17 protein-coding genes are annotated in these 16383 nt (G+C 38.3%); 12 read left to right on the forward strand and 5 right to left on the reverse strand.

Going from position 1 to position 16383, the window contains the following annotated elements:
• The first annotated feature begins 149 nt into the window (after positions 1-149).
• Positions 150-1085: a malate dehydrogenase gene (gene mdh / locus DV434_RS05620; RefSeq protein WP_005663773.1), complete on the forward strand. Its 936-nt coding sequence runs from the start codon at positions 150-152 to the stop codon at positions 1083-1085.
• 86 nt (positions 1086-1171) lie between these two features.
• On the opposite strand, the gene lysS is transcribed toward mdh, so the two are convergent.
• Together lysS and prfB are read right to left on the reverse strand one after the other, a co-directional pair.
• Positions 1172-2680 carry a lysine--tRNA ligase gene (lysS, locus tag DV434_RS05625; RefSeq protein WP_118811537.1) on the reverse strand — a complete coding sequence of 503 codons (1509 nt, stop codon included), beginning with the start codon at positions 2678-2680 and terminating at the stop codon, positions 1172-1174.
• A 111-nt stretch (positions 2681-2791) separates the two neighbouring features.
• Positions 2792-3890 (reverse strand): peptide chain release factor 2 gene (gene prfB, locus DV434_RS05630; protein ID WP_118811538.1). Its coding sequence is split into 2 segments (ribosomal slippage): positions 2792-3814 and positions 3816-3890, totalling 1098 coding nucleotides; the frame shifts between segments, so codons are not numbered across the junction.
• Positions 3891-4022: 132 nt separating this feature from the next.
• On the opposite strand from prfB, the gene dsbC reads away from it, so the two are divergent.
• From dsbC to yciH, 11 genes are all read left to right on the forward strand, one after another.
• The gene (dsbC, locus tag DV434_RS05635) at positions 4023-4712 is read left to right on the forward strand and encodes a bifunctional protein-disulfide isomerase/oxidoreductase DsbC (protein WP_114890879.1); all 690 of its coding nucleotides are present in this window, start codon (positions 4023-4025) and stop codon (positions 4710-4712) included.
• A gap of 287 nt (positions 4713-4999) precedes the next feature.
• Positions 5000-6727, forward strand: coding sequence for a single-stranded-DNA-specific exonuclease RecJ (gene recJ, locus DV434_RS05640; RefSeq protein WP_118811539.1), 1728 nt, complete (start codon positions 5000-5002; stop codon positions 6725-6727).
• A complete protein-coding gene (locus DV434_RS05645; protein WP_118811540.1) occupies positions 6720-7424 on the forward strand; it encodes a thiol:disulfide interchange protein DsbA/DsbL in 705 nt (234 codons plus the stop codon). Before recJ ends, DV434_RS05645 begins: the two co-directional genes overlap by 8 nt.
• Positions 7424-8113, forward strand: coding sequence for a 5'-methylthioadenosine/S-adenosylhomocysteine nucleosidase (gene mtnN / locus DV434_RS05650; protein ID WP_118811541.1), 690 nt, complete (start codon positions 7424-7426; stop codon positions 8111-8113). The genes DV434_RS05645 and mtnN overlap by 1 nt, the downstream gene beginning before the upstream one ends.
• Before the next feature lie 38 nt (positions 8114-8151).
• A complete protein-coding gene (gene cmk / locus DV434_RS05655; protein ID WP_192882520.1) occupies positions 8152-8829 on the forward strand; it encodes a (d)CMP kinase in 678 nt (225 codons plus the stop codon).
• Positions 8830-8925: 96 nt separating this feature from the next.
• Positions 8926-10575, forward strand: coding sequence for a 30S ribosomal protein S1 (gene rpsA, locus DV434_RS05660; RefSeq protein WP_114908866.1), 1650 nt, complete (start codon positions 8926-8928; stop codon positions 10573-10575).
• Between the two features lie 103 nt (positions 10576-10678).
• Positions 10679-10978 carry an integration host factor subunit beta gene (locus tag DV434_RS05665; protein ID WP_474509137.1) on the forward strand — a complete coding sequence of 100 codons (300 nt, stop codon included), beginning with the start codon at positions 10679-10681 and terminating at the stop codon, positions 10976-10978.
• A gap of 80 nt (positions 10979-11058) precedes the next feature.
• Positions 11059-11352 (forward strand): LapA family protein, encoded by a 294-nt coding sequence (locus tag DV434_RS05670; RefSeq protein ID WP_118784845.1) that lies wholly within the window; start codon positions 11059-11061, stop codon positions 11350-11352.
• Positions 11352-12542 (forward strand): lipopolysaccharide assembly protein LapB, encoded by a 1191-nt coding sequence (gene lapB / locus DV434_RS05675; RefSeq protein WP_118784844.1) that lies wholly within the window; start codon positions 11352-11354, stop codon positions 12540-12542. Before DV434_RS05670 ends, lapB begins: the two co-directional genes overlap by 1 nt.
• A 23-nt stretch (positions 12543-12565) precedes the next feature.
• Positions 12566-13258, forward strand: coding sequence for an orotidine-5'-phosphate decarboxylase (gene pyrF / locus DV434_RS05680; RefSeq protein ID WP_118784843.1), 693 nt, complete (start codon positions 12566-12568; stop codon positions 13256-13258).
• Between the two features lie 5 nt (positions 13259-13263).
• A complete protein-coding gene (yciH, locus tag DV434_RS05685; protein ID WP_118784842.1) occupies positions 13264-13584 on the forward strand; it encodes a stress response translation initiation inhibitor YciH in 321 nt (106 codons plus the stop codon).
• Positions 13585-13612: 28 nt separating this feature from the next.
• Here the strand turns inward: yciH and hda are convergent, their stop codons facing one another.
• From hda to upp, 3 genes are all read right to left on the reverse strand, one after another.
• Positions 13613-14308: a DnaA regulatory inactivator Hda gene (hda, locus tag DV434_RS05690; RefSeq protein WP_118784841.1), complete on the reverse strand. Its 696-nt coding sequence runs from the start codon at positions 14306-14308 to the stop codon at positions 13613-13615.
• 69 nt (positions 14309-14377) lie between these two features.
• Positions 14378-15622, reverse strand: coding sequence for a nucleobase:cation symporter-2 family protein (locus tag DV434_RS05695; protein ID WP_005628846.1), 1245 nt, complete (start codon positions 15620-15622; stop codon positions 14378-14380).
• Between the two features lie 103 nt (positions 15623-15725).
• Positions 15726-16352: a uracil phosphoribosyltransferase gene (gene upp, locus DV434_RS05700; RefSeq protein WP_013525717.1), complete on the reverse strand. Its 627-nt coding sequence runs from the start codon at positions 16350-16352 to the stop codon at positions 15726-15728.
• Positions 16353-16383 lie beyond the last annotated feature (31 nt).

Below are 16383 nucleotides of genomic sequence, written 5' to 3' on the forward strand. Positions count from 1 at the left end.
AACTGAAATATGAATAAGAACAAAGAGAAGAAAATATTTATCTCAGAAATGTGAACTAGATCATAGAATGATATTTCTCTATTTGTAATTGTAAGATGAACATTTTAAAATCAGTCTGTTCTCAATTAACTAACACATAAGGAGTATTTATGAAAGTTGCTGTATTAGGCGCCGCAGGTGGTATTGGTCAAGCATTAGCGTTATTACTAAAACTTCAGTTGCCAGCAGGCACCGACTTAGCATTATATGATATTGCCCCAGTAACACCAGGTGTTGCAGTAGATGTGAGCCATATTCCAACGGCAGTGAATGTGAAAGGTTTTTCTGGTGAAGATCCAACTCCTGCACTTGAAGGTGCGGATGTTGTATTAATTTCTGCTGGTGTTGCACGTAAACCTGGTATGGATCGTTCAGATTTATTCAATATTAATGCAGGTATTGTTCGTGGTTTAATTGAGAAAGTCGCGATTACTTGCCCGAAAGCGTGTGTTGGTATCATTACTAACCCAGTAAATACTACTGTTGCGATTGCGGCTGAAGTATTGAAAAAAGCAGGTGTTTACGACAAACGTAAATTATTTGGTGTGACAACTTTAGACGTGTTACGTTCTGAAACTTTTGTGGCTGAATTAAAAGGTTTAAATGTTTCTCGTACGAGCGTTCCTGTTATTGGTGGTCACTCAGGTGTGACTATTCTTCCATTACTTTCTCAAGTTCAATATGCTAAATGGAATGAAGATGAAATCGAACCATTAACAAAACGTATCCAAAATGCAGGTACAGAAGTGGTCAATGCAAAAGCGGGTGGCGGTTCTGCAACTCTTTCAATGGCACAAGCTGCAGCACGTTTTGCTCGTTCTTTAGTGAAAGGATTGAGTGGCGAGACAGTTGTTGAATGTACTTATGTTGAAGGCGATGGAAAATATGCTCGCTTCTTCTCTCAACCAGTTCGTTTAGGCAAAGAAGGTGTAGAAGAAATTTTACCAATTGGCCCATTAAGCAATTTTGAACAACAAGCCTTAGAAAATATGTTGCCGACTTTACGTGCAGATATTGAATTAGGTGAAAAATTTATTAATGGTTAATCATTGAAAAATAAGGGGAGCATTAGCTCCCTTTTTTATGTTTCGATAAAAAAGCCACCAAATGGTGGCTTTTGTTTGTGTCTTTATTATTTCTGACGCATTGCAGGGAATAAGATCACATCACGAATTGATGGTGCATTTGCATAAAGCATCGCTAGACGGTCGATACCTAAACCTTCACCAGCTGTTGGTGGTAAACCGTGCTCTAATGCAACAACAAAGTCTTCATCTTTAAACATCGCTTCATCATCGCCCGCTTCTTTCGCAGCCACTTGTGCATCAAAACGTTCATTTTGATCTTCCGCGTCATTTAATTCTGAGAAACCATTACCGATTTCACGACCACCGATAAATAGCTCAAAACGATCTGTTACATCAGGATTTTCATCATTACGACGTGCAAGTGGTGAAATTTCCGCAGGGTGAGCCATTAAGAATGTTGGTTGAATTAAGTGATGTTCAGCCACTTCTTCAAAAATTGCATTTACAATGCTGCCTAATCCCCAAGATTTTTGTACTTCAATACCTAAGCGCTCTGCCGTGGCTTTTGCACGATCAAAGTCATATAAATCTTCTTTTACGATACCTTTGTCTGCACCATATTTAATTGTTGCATCGTGTAACGTAATACGTTCGAATGGTTTACCAAAATCAAATTCGTATTCGCCGTATTTCACAATAGTGGTACCAAGAATATCAATCGCTAATTTACGAAGAAGTTCTTCGGTGTTATCCATTAAATCATGGTAGTTCGCATACGCTTGGTAGTATTCAAGCATGGTAAATTCTGGATTATGGCGAACAGAAACTCCTTCATTACGGAAGTTACGGTTTAATTCAAATACTCGTTCAAATCCACCAACGACTAAGCGTTTTAAATAAAGTTCAGGTGCGATACGTAAATACATATCCACATCTAATGCATTGTGATGAGTCACGAAAGGACGCGCAGATGCACCGCCTGGAATCACTTGTAACATTGGCGTTTCCACTTCCATAAAGCCTTTAGAAATGAAATATTCACGAATACCCGCGACAACTTTAGAACGAATAATAAAAGTGCGGCGAGATTCTTCGTTAGAAATTAAATCTAAATAACGTTGGCGATAGCGAACTTCTTGGTCGGTTAATCCATGGAATTTATCTGGTAATGGGCGAAGTGCTTTAGTTAAAAGTTGAACTTCGGTGGTTTTCACTGTGAGTTCATCGGTTTTTGTTTTAAATAAAGTGCCTTTAACGCCAATGATGTCACCTAAATCCCAAGTACCAACGTCATCTTTATAAACGCCTTCAGGCAAATTATCGCGTGCAACATAAAGCTGGATTTTACCGCTCATATCTTGAATGGTGATAAACGTCGCTTTACCCATTGCACGGCGAGTCATAATACGCCCCGCAACTTGTACTTCAACGCCTTTCTCTTTTAAGATTTCACCGTCTTCTGCATCATATTGATTGTGCAAATCTTGTGCGAGCGCATCACGACGAAATTTATTTGGAAATGCATTACCTTTTGCACGTAATGCGGCTAATTTTTCACGACGAACGAGCATTTCGCCATTGAGATCTAATTCTTTAACTTCTTGTTCTGACATGTTGTTTACCTTTAATTTTAACTTTAAAAATACCTTCAAAAATAACCGCACTTTTGGGTTATTTCTATGATGGGATAAGTAACGCGTCTTTATTTATCCAGTCAATCATGCTTAAAGCCCAGCTTTTAAACTCGCTTCAATAAATCGATCTAAATCACCGTCTAATACGGCTTGCGTATTACGGTTTTCCACGCCAGTACGCAAATCTTTAATGCGTGAATCGTCTAATACGTAAGAGCGAATTTGGCTTCCCCAACCAATGTCGGATTTATTATCTTCCATTGCTTGCTTATCCGCATTTTTCTTCTGTAATTCAAGCTCATACAATTTCGCTTTTAATTGTTTCATCGCTTGATCTTTGTTCTTGTGCTGCGAACGGTCGTTTTGACATTGCACCACAATACCACTTGGCATATGGGTAATTCGCACCGCACTTTCAGTTTTGTTTACGTGCTGACCACCTGCTCCCGATGCTCGATAAACATCAATACGTAAATCAGCAGGATTGATTTCAATATCAATATCGTCATCAATTTCAGGATACACAAATGCCGCACTGAATGATGTGTGACGACGGTTATTGGAATCAAATGGACTTTTACGCACTAAACGATGAATACCGGTTTCTGTTCGTAACCAACCAAAGGCATATTCACCACTCACTTTAATCGTTGCCGATTTCAATCCAGCTACATCACCGTCAGATACTTCCATCAGTTCTGTTTTAAAACCTTTGCTTTCAGCCCAACGGAGATACATACGAAGCAACATTTCTGTCCAATCTTGAGCTTCAGTACCGCCAGAACCTGCCTGTAAGTCCACATAGCAATCGCAAGCATCATGTTCGCCACTAAACATTCGACGGAACTCTAATTTTTCCAGTTGTTGTTCGAGTTCATCTAATTCAGTAATAGCTTCATTAAAGGTGTCTTCGTCTTCTGCTTCGATGGCAAGTTCTAACAGCCCATCAACATCTTCTAAGCCTTGTTCTAAATTTTTGATGGTATTTACAACTTGTTCTAAAGAAACGCGTTCTTTACCAAGCGCTTGGGCTTTATCCGGATCATTCCAAACATCTGGCTGTTCTAATTCGGCATTGACTTCTTCTAAACGCTCAACTTTGGCATCGAAGTCAAAGATACCCCCGAAGCACCGAAGTGCGATCGGACAAGTCGGCGATTTTATTTTTTACAGGATTGATTTCAAACATAATAAATTCACTGTGTGATAAAGTGTGGAATTATATGCTATTTTCTGATTTTTGGATAGTTTGACCTTGCAGAAATTAGCAATCTCTCTATAATTTTAGACTTTCTTACTCAAGCTAATTTAGGAACAAAAAATGAAGAAAATTTTTACCGCACTTTTGTGCGTGGCTGCGGCTAATGCAATGGCAAACGATGCCACGATTAAAAGCAAATTACAGTCTCTTGGCGCATCCAATATTGATGTGAAATCCTCGCCAATTTCAGGTATCAAAACTGCCGTAACAGATCAAGGCGTACTTTATGTGACGGAAGATGGAAAATATGCTTTCCAAGGTAAACTTTACGAGCTCACGAATAATGGTCCTGTTGATGTAGCGGGTAAAATTTTAGTGGATAAACTGAATTCTTATAAAAACGAGATGATTGTTTATCCCGCTAAAAATGAAAAGCATGTTGTGACGGTATTTATGGATATTACTTGCCATTATTGCCATTTATTACATCAGCAATTAAAAGAATATAACGATCTTGGTATTACCGTGCGTTATTTAGCTTTCCCTCGTGCGGGCATGAATAACCAAACTGCAAAACAAATGGAAGCGATTTGGACGGCGAAAGATCCCGTTTTTGCTTTAAATGAAGCAGAAAAAGGCAATTTACCGAAAGAAGTTAAAACCCCAAATGTTGTGAAAAAACATTATGAATTAGGCGCGCAATTTGGCGTAAATGGCACACCAAGTATTGTTACCTCAACTGGTGAGCTTATTGGCGGTTATTTAAAACCAGCTGATTTATTGAGCGCACTTGAAGAAACAGCGAAATAATTTTATAATGAAAAGCAAGGGGCAGATGCCTACCCCTTGTATTTAGTCGGTTATGCTTAATATGCTGGGGAGCTTAAAAGCATTAACAATACTAAGACTATGATATAAATACATAATTTAGGCATTATTAAAATCCTTAGCTGACACAATAGTTAGACTAATGGTCAGTAGGGCTTTTAACCCCTGTCAGCATTCAGGGTTAAAAGCCCTGACCGACAGGAAAAAGTATAGATAAAAGAGCTGTTGATTTCAACAGCTTTTTGCTTTTAGATATGAATTAATATCCAGTGAAAAAACTTATCAAACGCCGTGAAATTCCAATTGGAAATTCTGTTTCAAACCATCCATTATTAGATCGCCTTTATCGCGCACGCCATATTCAAAACACTGAAGAATTAGACCGCACTTTAAAATCAATGCTGAATCCAAATCAGCTATATGGTATTGAGCAAGCCGTAAATTTATTAGTGGAAGCTTACCAACAACAGCAAAAAATAGTGATTGTTGGGGATTTTGATGCTGATGGTGCAACCAGCACAGCATTGAGTGTGCTGGCTTTAAGACAACTTGGTTTTGCTGACGTGGATTATCTTGTACCAAATCGATTTGAACAAGGTTATGGTTTGAGTATTCCAGTGGCTGAAATGGCGATTGAAAAGGGCGTTCAGCTTTTAATGACGGTGGATAACGGCGTTTCATCTTTTGAAGGCGTTGCATTTTTGAAAGAGAAAGGTGTGCGTGTTTTAGTGACAGATCATCATTTACCACCCGAAACTTTGCCTCCAGCTGATGCCATTGTTAATCCTAATTTAAGTCAGTGTGGTTTTCCTTCAAAATCTTTAGCGGGTGTTGGTGTTGCGTTTTATTTGATGTTAGCCGTACGAGCAAAATTTCGTGAACTCGGTATTTTTACTGCAGAAACACAACCTAATTTTACTGACTTGCTTGATTTGGTGGCATTAGGTACTGTCGCTGATGTGGTGCCTTTAGATCAAAATAATCGTATTCTTGCTTATCAAGGTTTAATGCGGATTCGTGCACGGCGTTGCCGTCCAGGTATTGTTACATTAGCAGAAGTGGCTAACCGTAATGTTGAACAGTTTACTTCAAGTGATCTCGGTTTTTGTATCGGGCCTCGTTTAAATGCAGCAGGGCGTTTAGACAATATGTCCATTGGGGTAGAGCTTTTACTGGTGGACGATATGCTAAAAGCCAGAGAATTAGCGTTAGATCTTGACCAACTCAACCAAACGCGTAAAGAAATTGAAGCTGGCATGAAGCTTGAGGCGCTAGAAATTTGCCAAAATCTCACCGCTCTTTTTAAAGAGTTACCTTCGGGGATTACACTTTATCAACCCGATTGGCATCAAGGTGTGTTGGGCATTGTGTCATCTCGGATTAAAGAGCAATATCATCGCCCTGTGGTTGCCTTCGCGAAAGATAGTGAGGGAATTTTGAAAGGTTCTGCGCGTTCTATCGAAGGTTTGCATATGCGTGATGTTTTAGAACGTATTCATTCGCAACATCCTAATATGATTTTAAAATTTGGTGGCCATGCGATGGCTGCGGGATTAAGCCTCCGAGAAGAACACTTTGACGATTTCCAACATGTTTTTAATCAAACCGTTGCCGATTGGCTTGATGAAGAACATTTACAAGGTGTAATCTGGACCGATGGCGAATTAAATTCAAATGAATTTAATCTTAAAACGGCGGAACTGATAAAATCAGCAGGCCCTTGGGGACAAGCTTTCCCAGAGCCTTGTTTTGATGGCGAATTTAAAATTTTAGATCAGCGTGCAATTGGACAAAATCAAAACCATCTCAAAATGTTAGTAGAGCCAAAACAAGGCGGACCTTTATTAGATGCAGTTGCGTTTAATATTGATACAAGATTGTATCCCGATCTTTCAATTAAACAGGCGAGATTTGCATATAAATTGGATGTTAATGAGTTTCGTGGTAACCGAAATGTACAGCTTTTAGTGGAATATATTGAAGCGATTGATGAGTAATGTTTTGAAATTTTATGGATTATTCGTATTAGGTTTATTTGGGTTTACATCATCGGTTCTAGCTGAAGTAAATCAAAAAGAATTTTCTACTCAAAATTCACCGCACTTACCATCTTCTGATGTCATGCATTTTGAAGATGGGCGGGATTATTTTTCTTATCAAGAGCCTATTGAACAAGCGCCTAGAGCGGATAAAAAAATACGTATTCAATTCTTTTTTGAATACGATTGCCGCGTATGTTCGTCAGCGCAAGATATTTTAGAGCTTTATAGTCAAATACGTACAAATAAAGTTGCGTTGGAACAATATCCTATTGCAACTGCGGATAGTCAGTTTAGCGCACGTATTTTTTATACTTTGCAAGCGCTAAGTGCGGGTGAATTATCTAATGTTTTATTATTTGAAACTTCAGAAAAATCCCGTTATGCAGAGTTGTCTGCGACAAATAAAATTCAACAATGGGCGGAAGAACAAGGGCTAGATAAGCCGTTATTTATTCAAACTGAAAATTCAGAAAGAGTAAAAGAACAAATTCAAGATGCGATTGAATTGACGGAAGAATATGGTGTGTTTACCTATCCTTACGTTGTCATTGGGGGAAAATATGTACTCACGGCGAGCACGCTTTATAACGATGATTATAGTGTGGCTGTGCTAGATTTTTTGGTAAATAAAATAGAACAGGAACAAAAGTGATGAAAATCGGAATTGTTGGCGCAATGGCGCAAGAAGTAGAAATTTTAAAAAATTTAATGGAAGAGAGAACTGAAACTCGAGTAGCAAGTGCGGTCATTTTTGAAGGCAAAATTAATGGTAAAGATATTGCATTATTGCAATCAGGTATTGGCAAAGTGGCCGCTGCCATTGGCACGACGGCATTGTTGCAATTAGCCAAGCCAGATTTTGTGATCAATACTGGCTCTGCGGGTGGGGTAGCAAAGGGCTTGAAAGTGGGGGATATTGTAATTTCTGATGAGACACGCTACCACGATGCGGATGTGACAGCTTTTGGCTATGAAAAAGGGCAGTTGCCCGCTAATCCCGCGGCATTTTCATCCGACAAAAAATTAGCTGACCTCGCTCAAGAAATTGCAGAAAAGCAAGGACAATTAGTAAAACGTGGTTTAATTTGCTCGGGTGATAGTTTTATTAATAGTGAAGACAAAATTGCACAAATAAAAGCAGACTTCCCGAATGTGACGGGGGTTGAAATGGAAGCCACTGCGATTGCTCAAGTTTGTTATGCTTTTAATGTGCCTTTTGTGGTGGTTCGAGCTATTTCGGATGGAGGAGATGGTGAAGCAAGTATGTCTTTTGAAGAGTTCTTACCATTGGCCGCAAAACAGTCTTCGGCGTTAGTGTTGGGGATGATTGATAGACTGTAGTTAATACGTCAAATTTTGATAAGTAAAGGATAAGTTATATGGGAACGATTATTACCGTTGATGGCCCTAGCGGTGCTGGGAAAGGCACGCTTTGTTATGCGTTGGCAGAAAAGCTAGGTTATGCCTTATTGGATAGTGGAGCAATTTATCGAGTTACAACATTAGCTGCATTACAACGTAAAACTGATTTAACAAATGAATCGGCTCTGGCTGAATTAGCTCGTCACTTAGATATTCAATTTATTCCTCAAAATGGCGAGGTGAATATTTTGCTTGCCGGCATGAATGTAAGCCATTTAATTCGCACTCAAGAAGTCGCTGATGCTGCATCTAAAGTAGCAGTGTTTCCCCAAGTGCGGTCAGCTTTGCTACAACTTCAGCAAGATTTTGCGAAAAATGATGGATTAATTGCGGACGGTAGAGATATGGGGACTGTGGTATTCCCGAATGCTCAAGTGAAGTTATTTTTAGATGCGAGTGCTGAAGAACGTGCAAAAAGACGCTATAAACAGTTGCAAAATAAAGGAATAAATGGTAACTTTGAGCAGATTTTAGCCGAGATAAAAGAGCGTGATTTTCGTGATAGAAATCGAGAGGTTGCGCCTCTAAAACCGGCTGATGATGCTTTGTTATTGGATAGCACAACGTTGAGTATTGGTGAAGTTATTGATCAGGCGTTAGCTTATATTCAAGAAAAGGTGTCAGTTTCGATTTAACTGTTTGTTCAAGGAAGAATAAGCATTTATCCTCAACCCCGCATTTTATGGATTTTAATGTGGATGTTATTAACTTAAATTAAGAAGATTATTTATATGTCAGAATCTTTTGCTCAACTTTTTGAAGAATCATTAAAAGGCCTTGAAACTCGTCAAGGTTCAATCGTTAGCGGTACTGTAGTAGCTATCCAAAAAGGCTTTGTGCTTGTTGATGCAGGTTTAAAATCTGAGTCTGCAATTCCAGTTGCTGAATTTTTAAATGCACAAGGCGAACTTGAAATCCAAGTTGGCGATACTGTAAATGTTGCATTAGATGCAGTTGAAGATGGTTTCGGTGAAACTAAACTTTCTCGTGAGAAAGCTGTTCGTCACGAATCTTGGATTGAATTAGAAAAAGCTTACGAAGAAAAAGCGACCGTTATCGGTTTAATCAACGGCAAAGTGAAAGGTGGCTTCACAGTTGAGTTAAACGGTGTTCGTGCATTCTTACCAGGTTCTTTAGTTGATACTCGTCCAGCGCGTGAAGCAGATCATTTACTTGGTAAAGAATTAGAATTCAAAGTAATCAAATTAGATCAAAAACGTAACAACGTTGTTGTTTCTCGTCGTGCAGTGATTGAATCTGAAAATAGCCAAGAACGTGAACAAGTATTAGAAAATCTTGTTGAAGGTTCAGAAGTTAAAGGTATCGTTAAAAACTTAACTGAGTACGGTGCATTCGTTGATCTTGGTGGTGTTGACGGTTTATTACATATCACAGATATGGCTTGGAAACGTGTTAAACATCCAAGCGAAATCGTGAATGTTGGCGATGAAGTTACTGTTAAAGTATTAAAATTTGATAAAGATCGTACTCGCGTATCTTTAGGCTTAAAACAATTAGGCCAAGATCCATGGGCTGCAATTGCTGAAAATCACCCAGTAAACAGCAAATTAACTGGTAAAGTAACTAACTTAACAGACTATGGTTGTTTCGTTGAGATCTTAGATGGCGTTGAAGGTTTAGTTCACGTTTCTGAAATGGATTGGACTAACAAAAATATCCACCCATCTAAAGTTGTTAGCTTAGGCGATACTGTAGAAGTAATGGTATTAGAAATTGATGAAGAACGTCGTCGTATTTCTTTAGGCTTAAAACAATGTAAAGCTAACCCATGGACTCAATTTGCTGAAACTCATAATAAAGGCGATAAAGTAACTGGTAAAATCAAGTCTATCACTGATTTCGGTATCTTCATCGGTCTTGAAGGTGGTATCGATGGTTTAGTTCACTTATCTGATATTTCTTGGAATGTATCAGGTGAAGAAGCAGTTCGTAACTACAAAAAAGGTGACGAAGTTTCTGCAGTAGTATTAGCTGTTGATGCAGTGAAAGAGCGTATCTCTTTAGGTATCAAACAACTTGAAGAAGATCCATTTAATAACTTCGTAGCAATCAACAAAAAAGGCGCTGTAGTATCTGCAACAGTAGTTGAAGCAGATGTAAAAGGTGCTAAAGTTGAATTAGCGGGTGGCGTTGAAGGTTATATCCGTGCAGCTGATTTAACAAATGAAGTTGCTGCAGGTGATGTGGTTGAAGCTAAATACACTGGTGTAGATCGTAAATCTCGTATCGTTCACTTATCAGTGAAAGCAAAAGATCAAGCTGAAGAAGCTGCTGCAGTTGCAAATGTGAATAACAAACAAGAAGAAGTTGCTATTCCAAACGCAATGGCTGAAGCATTTAAAGCAGCTAAAGGTGAATAATTAATTCACGTAATAAGGCTGGGCTCATGTCCAGCCTTATTTTTAGGGCCTATTGCTAATACATTGAAATAATGTATTAGCAATAAATCTTAATTTGAATAATATTAAGGGAGAAAAGACGATGACTAAGTCAGAACTTATAGAAAAATTATTAGCGAAACATCCGACTTTACCCGTAAAAGAAATCGAAAATATGGTAAAAGATATTTTGGAGTTTATTTCTCAATCTCTTGAAAATGGCGATCGTGTTGAGTTGAGAGGATTTGGAAGTTTTTCACTGCATTATCGTAATCCTCGTTTAGGGCGTAATCCCAAAACGGGTGATTCTGTTAAATTAGAAGCTAAATCTGTACCGCACTTTAAGGCTGGTAAAGAATTAAAAGAGCGTGTAGATATTTATTAATAAAATTAAAATGGTTGAATATGCCCTTCAAACTACAACATTTGTCATTATTTAGCAAAGCCATATTTTAAGGAAATGTTATGATTAAATATATTTTAGGTATTGTGATTTTTATCGCTATCGTATTGGTCGCAATTACCGTTGGAGCAAATAACGATCAAGTTATTACATTTAATTATATTGTGGCGGAAAGTCAGCTCCAACTATCAACTCTTGTTGCTATTTTATTTGGATTAGGTTTGATTCTTGGCTGGTTAATCACCGCTTTTTTCTATCTTAAGTTAAAACTTAAAAATATGGCATTAGCTCGCCAAGTTAAGCGCCAAACTTTACAAATCAACGAGTTGACTACTGTGCGCGATAAGGTCGCCTGATGCTAGAATTACTCTTTCTACTATTGCCTATTGCTGCAGCCTATGGTTGGTACATGGGGCAGCGTAGTGCAAAGAAAGATCAAGATGATATTAGTAATAAACTCTCCCGAGATTATGTTACGGGGGTAAACTTCTTACTTTCCAATCAAACCGATAAAGCTGTAGATTTGTTTTTAGACATGCTTCAGAAGCAAGAAACTGAAAATGAAATCGAAAGTCACTCCCAATTTGAAGCTGAGCTTACACTTGGTAATCTATTCCGCTCTAGAGGCGAAGTTGATCGTGCATTGCGTATTCACCAAGCTTTAGACCTTAGTCCTAATTATACATTTGAGCAAAAATTACTCGCAAAGCAACAGCTTGCTAGAGATTTTATGGTGGTTGGTTTTTTTGACCGAGCTGAAAATCTTTATATTTTACTAGTGGATGAACCTGAATTTGCAGAAAATGCTTTACAGCAACTTTTACTGATTTATCAAAAAACTAAAGAATGGAAAAAAGCGGTTAATATTGCTGAAAAACTCGCTAAAATAAAACCACAAGAGAATAATATTGAACTTGCGCAATGTTATTGTGAATATTCACAAAGTTTAGAGCCTGAAAGTGCGGTTGAAAAACGCAGTGTTTTACAAAAAGCTTTGTCGGTTTCTCCTACTTGTGTTCGCGCTTCTTTATTACTCGCAAATTTAGAAATGCTTGAAGAACAATATCAACAAGCTGCAAAAATACTAGAAAATGTTTTAGAGCAAAATCCAGATTATACGGGTGAAATTCTGTCACCTTTAAAACATTGTTATGAAGAATTAAATCAGTTAGATAACTTTGAGTTATTCCTAATTCGTGCTGGCCAAATTACTAATAATGATGAAGTAGAGCTAGCTTTGGTTAAATTAATTGAAGAAAAAGATGGAAAGTCTGCTGCTCAAGCTAAGCTTTATCAGCAACTCACGAAAAAGCCAAGTACTTTAATTTTCCATCGTTTTATGCAGTATCAAATTGATGATGCAGAAGAAGGGCGGGGAAAAGAAAGCCTAATTTTATTACATAAAATGGTTGGTGAAAGAATTAAGCAAACATCGGCTTATCGTTGTACAAATTGTGGTTATCAAATCCATAAGCTATTATGGAATTGCCCATCTTGCCGTCAATGGGAAAGTATTAAACCAGTTTCAAGTCAAGAACATAATTAATTGATACTCAGCGAGGTAACATTATGACAAGCAAAATTATTGTGGCATTGGACTATGAGAAAGAAGCAGAGGCTCTTGCTTTAGTTGATCAAATTGATCCTAGTTTGTGTCGATTAAAAGTGGGTAAAGAAATGTTTACTACACTTGGTATTAATTTTGTAAAACAATTACATCAACGTAATTTCGATGTTTTCTTAGATCTTAAATATCATGATATTCCAAATACTGTAGCAAGAGCGGTCAGATCCGCAGCTGATTTGGGTGTATGGATGGTAGATTTGCACGCAAGCGGTGGGCTACGAATGATGGAAGAAGCTAAGAGAATTCTTGAACCTTATGGGAAAGATGCGCCATTGCTTATTGCTGTGACGGTATTAACCAGTATGGAAGATTTGGATTTATTACAAATTGGGATTAATGCATCGCCAATGGAACAAGTTTTACGCTTAGCTCATTTAACCCAACGTGCAGGTTTGGATGGTGTGGTTTGCTCTCCACAAGAGGTTGAAATTTTACGTAACGCTTGTGGAGAAGAGTTTAAATTGGTGACCCCAGGGATTCGTCCAATTGGAGCGGATTTTGGTGATCAAAGACGAGTGATGACACCTACTGCTGCGATTCGTGCTGGTTCAGATTATTTAGTGATAGGGCGTCCTATTACTAAATCTGATAATCCTGCAGAGGTTCTTCGTTCTATTAATGCATCTATTGGGTAATTATGATGTCAAATTCTGTTTTAGTGTATTCAACAGATGTGGGGCGAATTAAAGAGGAAAAGGCTTCTGTAGTTCGCCCAAAAGGAGACGGTGTTGTACGTATCCAAAAACAAACGAGTGGTAGAAAAGGTGCGGGCGTATCCGTTATAACTGGTTTAGATTTATCTGATGAGGAATTGAAAAAATTAGCGGCTGAATTAAAAAAACGTTGTGGATGTGGTGGTTCAGTTAAAAGTGGAATGATTGAGATTCAAGGTGAAAAGCGTGATTTGCTCAAGCAATTGTTAGAGCAAAAAGGGTTTACCGTTAAATTATCAGGTGGATGATTAAAAAGGCGCATTAGCGCCTTTTTTGTTAGAGATTCAAAATTTCTTTGACGAAAGGAATCGTAAGATTTCGTTGTGCTTGTAACGAGGCTTTATCTAGTAGATCAAGGGCTTCAAATAATGTGTGCATGTCTCGCGCTAGTCGTGTAAGTAAAAAATTAGCCGTCTCATCAGGTAATTGAATTCCTCGTTGATAGGCGTTATGTTGCAGCACACTAATTTTTTGCTCATCAGTTAAGGAATTTAATTGATAAATTTCACCCCAAGTCAAGCGAGAGTTCAAATCAGGCAATTTTACAGAAAGTGCGGAAGGCGATTTATCTGAACTAATAAGCAAAAGCGTTTTTCCGCTCGCTTTAATTCGATTGAATAGATCAAAAATAGCTAATTCCCATTCATCATTGCCAATCACACTTTGTACATCATCTAGACACACTAATTCTTGCAGTTCTAGATTTTCAAGAACTGCAGTAGAAAAGTATTGAGATTTGCTGAGCGGTACATAAATAGCAGTACGTTGATTGATTAAATATTCGTTACTGAATGCTCTAAGCAGATGAGTTTTTCCAGAACCTTTATTTCCCCAAATATAGAAAAACTGTTGTTTTAATTCAGATGAATTTTTGCGTAAAGAATCGAGCAATAAAAGATTATTATCGCCGTAAAAGTTTTCTAATGTGGCATCATCAATTTGATGAATGGGTAAGGGAAGCTGCTTATTCAAATATTTATGTAGTACAGATTATAAGTAAGAAAAAGGGCTAAATTGGTATTTAACCCTTTAAAAGGAATCTTATTCTACTTCATTTTTTGCTTTCGGTAAAACAAGGTTTAAGATGATAGCAACAATCGCACATAAGCTGATGCCTTTTAGTGATACGTTACCCACATCTACAAACATATTGCCGATACCAAATGTCATGACGACAGAAATAATACACAGATTACGTGCTTCGGTAACATCAACTTTGCCACGAATTAAGGTGCTCATGCCCACGACTGCGATTGAACCGAAAACAAGCATCATAATTCCACCCATTACAATAGTTGGAATCGTTGATAGGAATGCGCCTACTTTTCCACAGAATGAAATGGCAATAGCCCAAACTGCAGCCCAAGTCATAATATTAGGGTTGAAATTTCGGGTTAACATTACGGCACCAGTTACTTCCGCATAGGTTGTATTTGGTGGTCCACCCACTAAAGATGCAGCTGCTGTTGCTAAGCCATCGCCTAATAAAGTGCGGTGTAATCCTGGTTTTTTTAAAAAGTCTTTACCTGTTACAGAGCTGATTGCCATAATGCCGCCCACGTGTTCTACTGCAGGGGCAATAGCAATGGGTAACATATAAAGAATCGCTTCTAGGTTAAATTCAGGCGCAGTTAATTTTGGTAAGCTGAACCAAGGCGCATCAATCACTGGCTGGAAATTAATTAAACCTAGGAATAAACATAAAATATAGCCCGCAGTAATACCAAACATAATTGGGATGAGTTTCATCAATCCTTTGGCAAATACTGCCACAGATAAAGTAGTAAGAAGAGTTACCATTGAAACTAATACCGCATCGTTATACGCATAAGCACTGTTTTTGCCTAATGACATATCAACTGCCACAGGGGCAAGTCCCATACCAATAATTATAATTACTGGGCCAACTACAATCGGTGGGAAAATGCGTTGTAACGCTTCTGTTCCGCGTAATTTTACTAACATGCTCAGTGCTAGATATACAAGCCCAGCGGATGCTAAACCACCCATAGTGGTCGCAATGCCCCAAGTTTGAACACCATATTGAATCGGTGCGATAAAGGCAAAAGATGAGGCCAAGAAAATAGGAACTTGTTTGCCAGTGCAAAGTTGGAAGAGTAGGGTACCAACACCAGCGGTTAATAATGCTGTATTGGAATCAAGGCCTGTAATTAATGGTACAAGAACGAGCGCACCAAATGCGACGAAGAGCATTTGTAGGCCAACGAATGATTGTTTTAATGTACTTTGTTTTTCCGAAGGGAAAGAAGAAGTTTGATTTGTCATTTAGTTTCAACTCTCTGTTTGAATTAACTTAAAGTGCGGTCAGTTTTTCTTGTGTTTCACGCACGGAAAAAAGACGGCTTTAATGCCGTCTTGTTTTTGGGGATTATTTTGTCCCAAAAATTTTATCGCCCGCGTCACCTAGACCCGGAATAATGTAACCTTGTTCATTTAAATGGCTATCAATAGAAGCGCAGTAAAGTTCAATATCAGGATGCGCAGCTTCAAGTGCTTTAATTCCTTCTGGTGCAGCGACTAACACTAATACTTTGATGTGTTTACAACCTTTTGCTTTTAAAAGATCAAGGGTTGCAATCATAGAACCGCCTGTTGCAAGCATCGGATCGACCACAATTGCGAGACGCTCTTCTAAATCGCTAGCTAATTTTTGGAAGTAAGGGACTGGTTCAAGGGTTTCTTCATTACGGTAGATTCCCACTACGCTGATACGTGCGCTTGGTACATGTTCAAGTACGCCATCCATCATGCCTAAACCTGCACGTAAAATTGGCACAACCGTTACTTTTTTACCTTTAATTCGATCGATTTCTACAGGGCCATTCCAACCGTTGATCGTTACTTTTTCAGTTTCTAAATCAGAGGTTGCTTCATAGGTTAATAAGCTACCGATTTCTGTTGCCAGTTCACGGAATTTTTTCGTATCAATTTCAGCTTCACGCATTACACCTAGTTTGTGTTTTACAAGTGGGTGTTTTACTTCAACCAGTTTCATTTTTACTCTCCTTTTGGCTCTTAAAAAACAA

The organism is Haemophilus haemolyticus (assembly GCF_003493685.1).
Lineage (GTDB): Bacteria > Pseudomonadota > Gammaproteobacteria > Enterobacterales > Pasteurellaceae > Haemophilus > Haemophilus haemolyticus_O.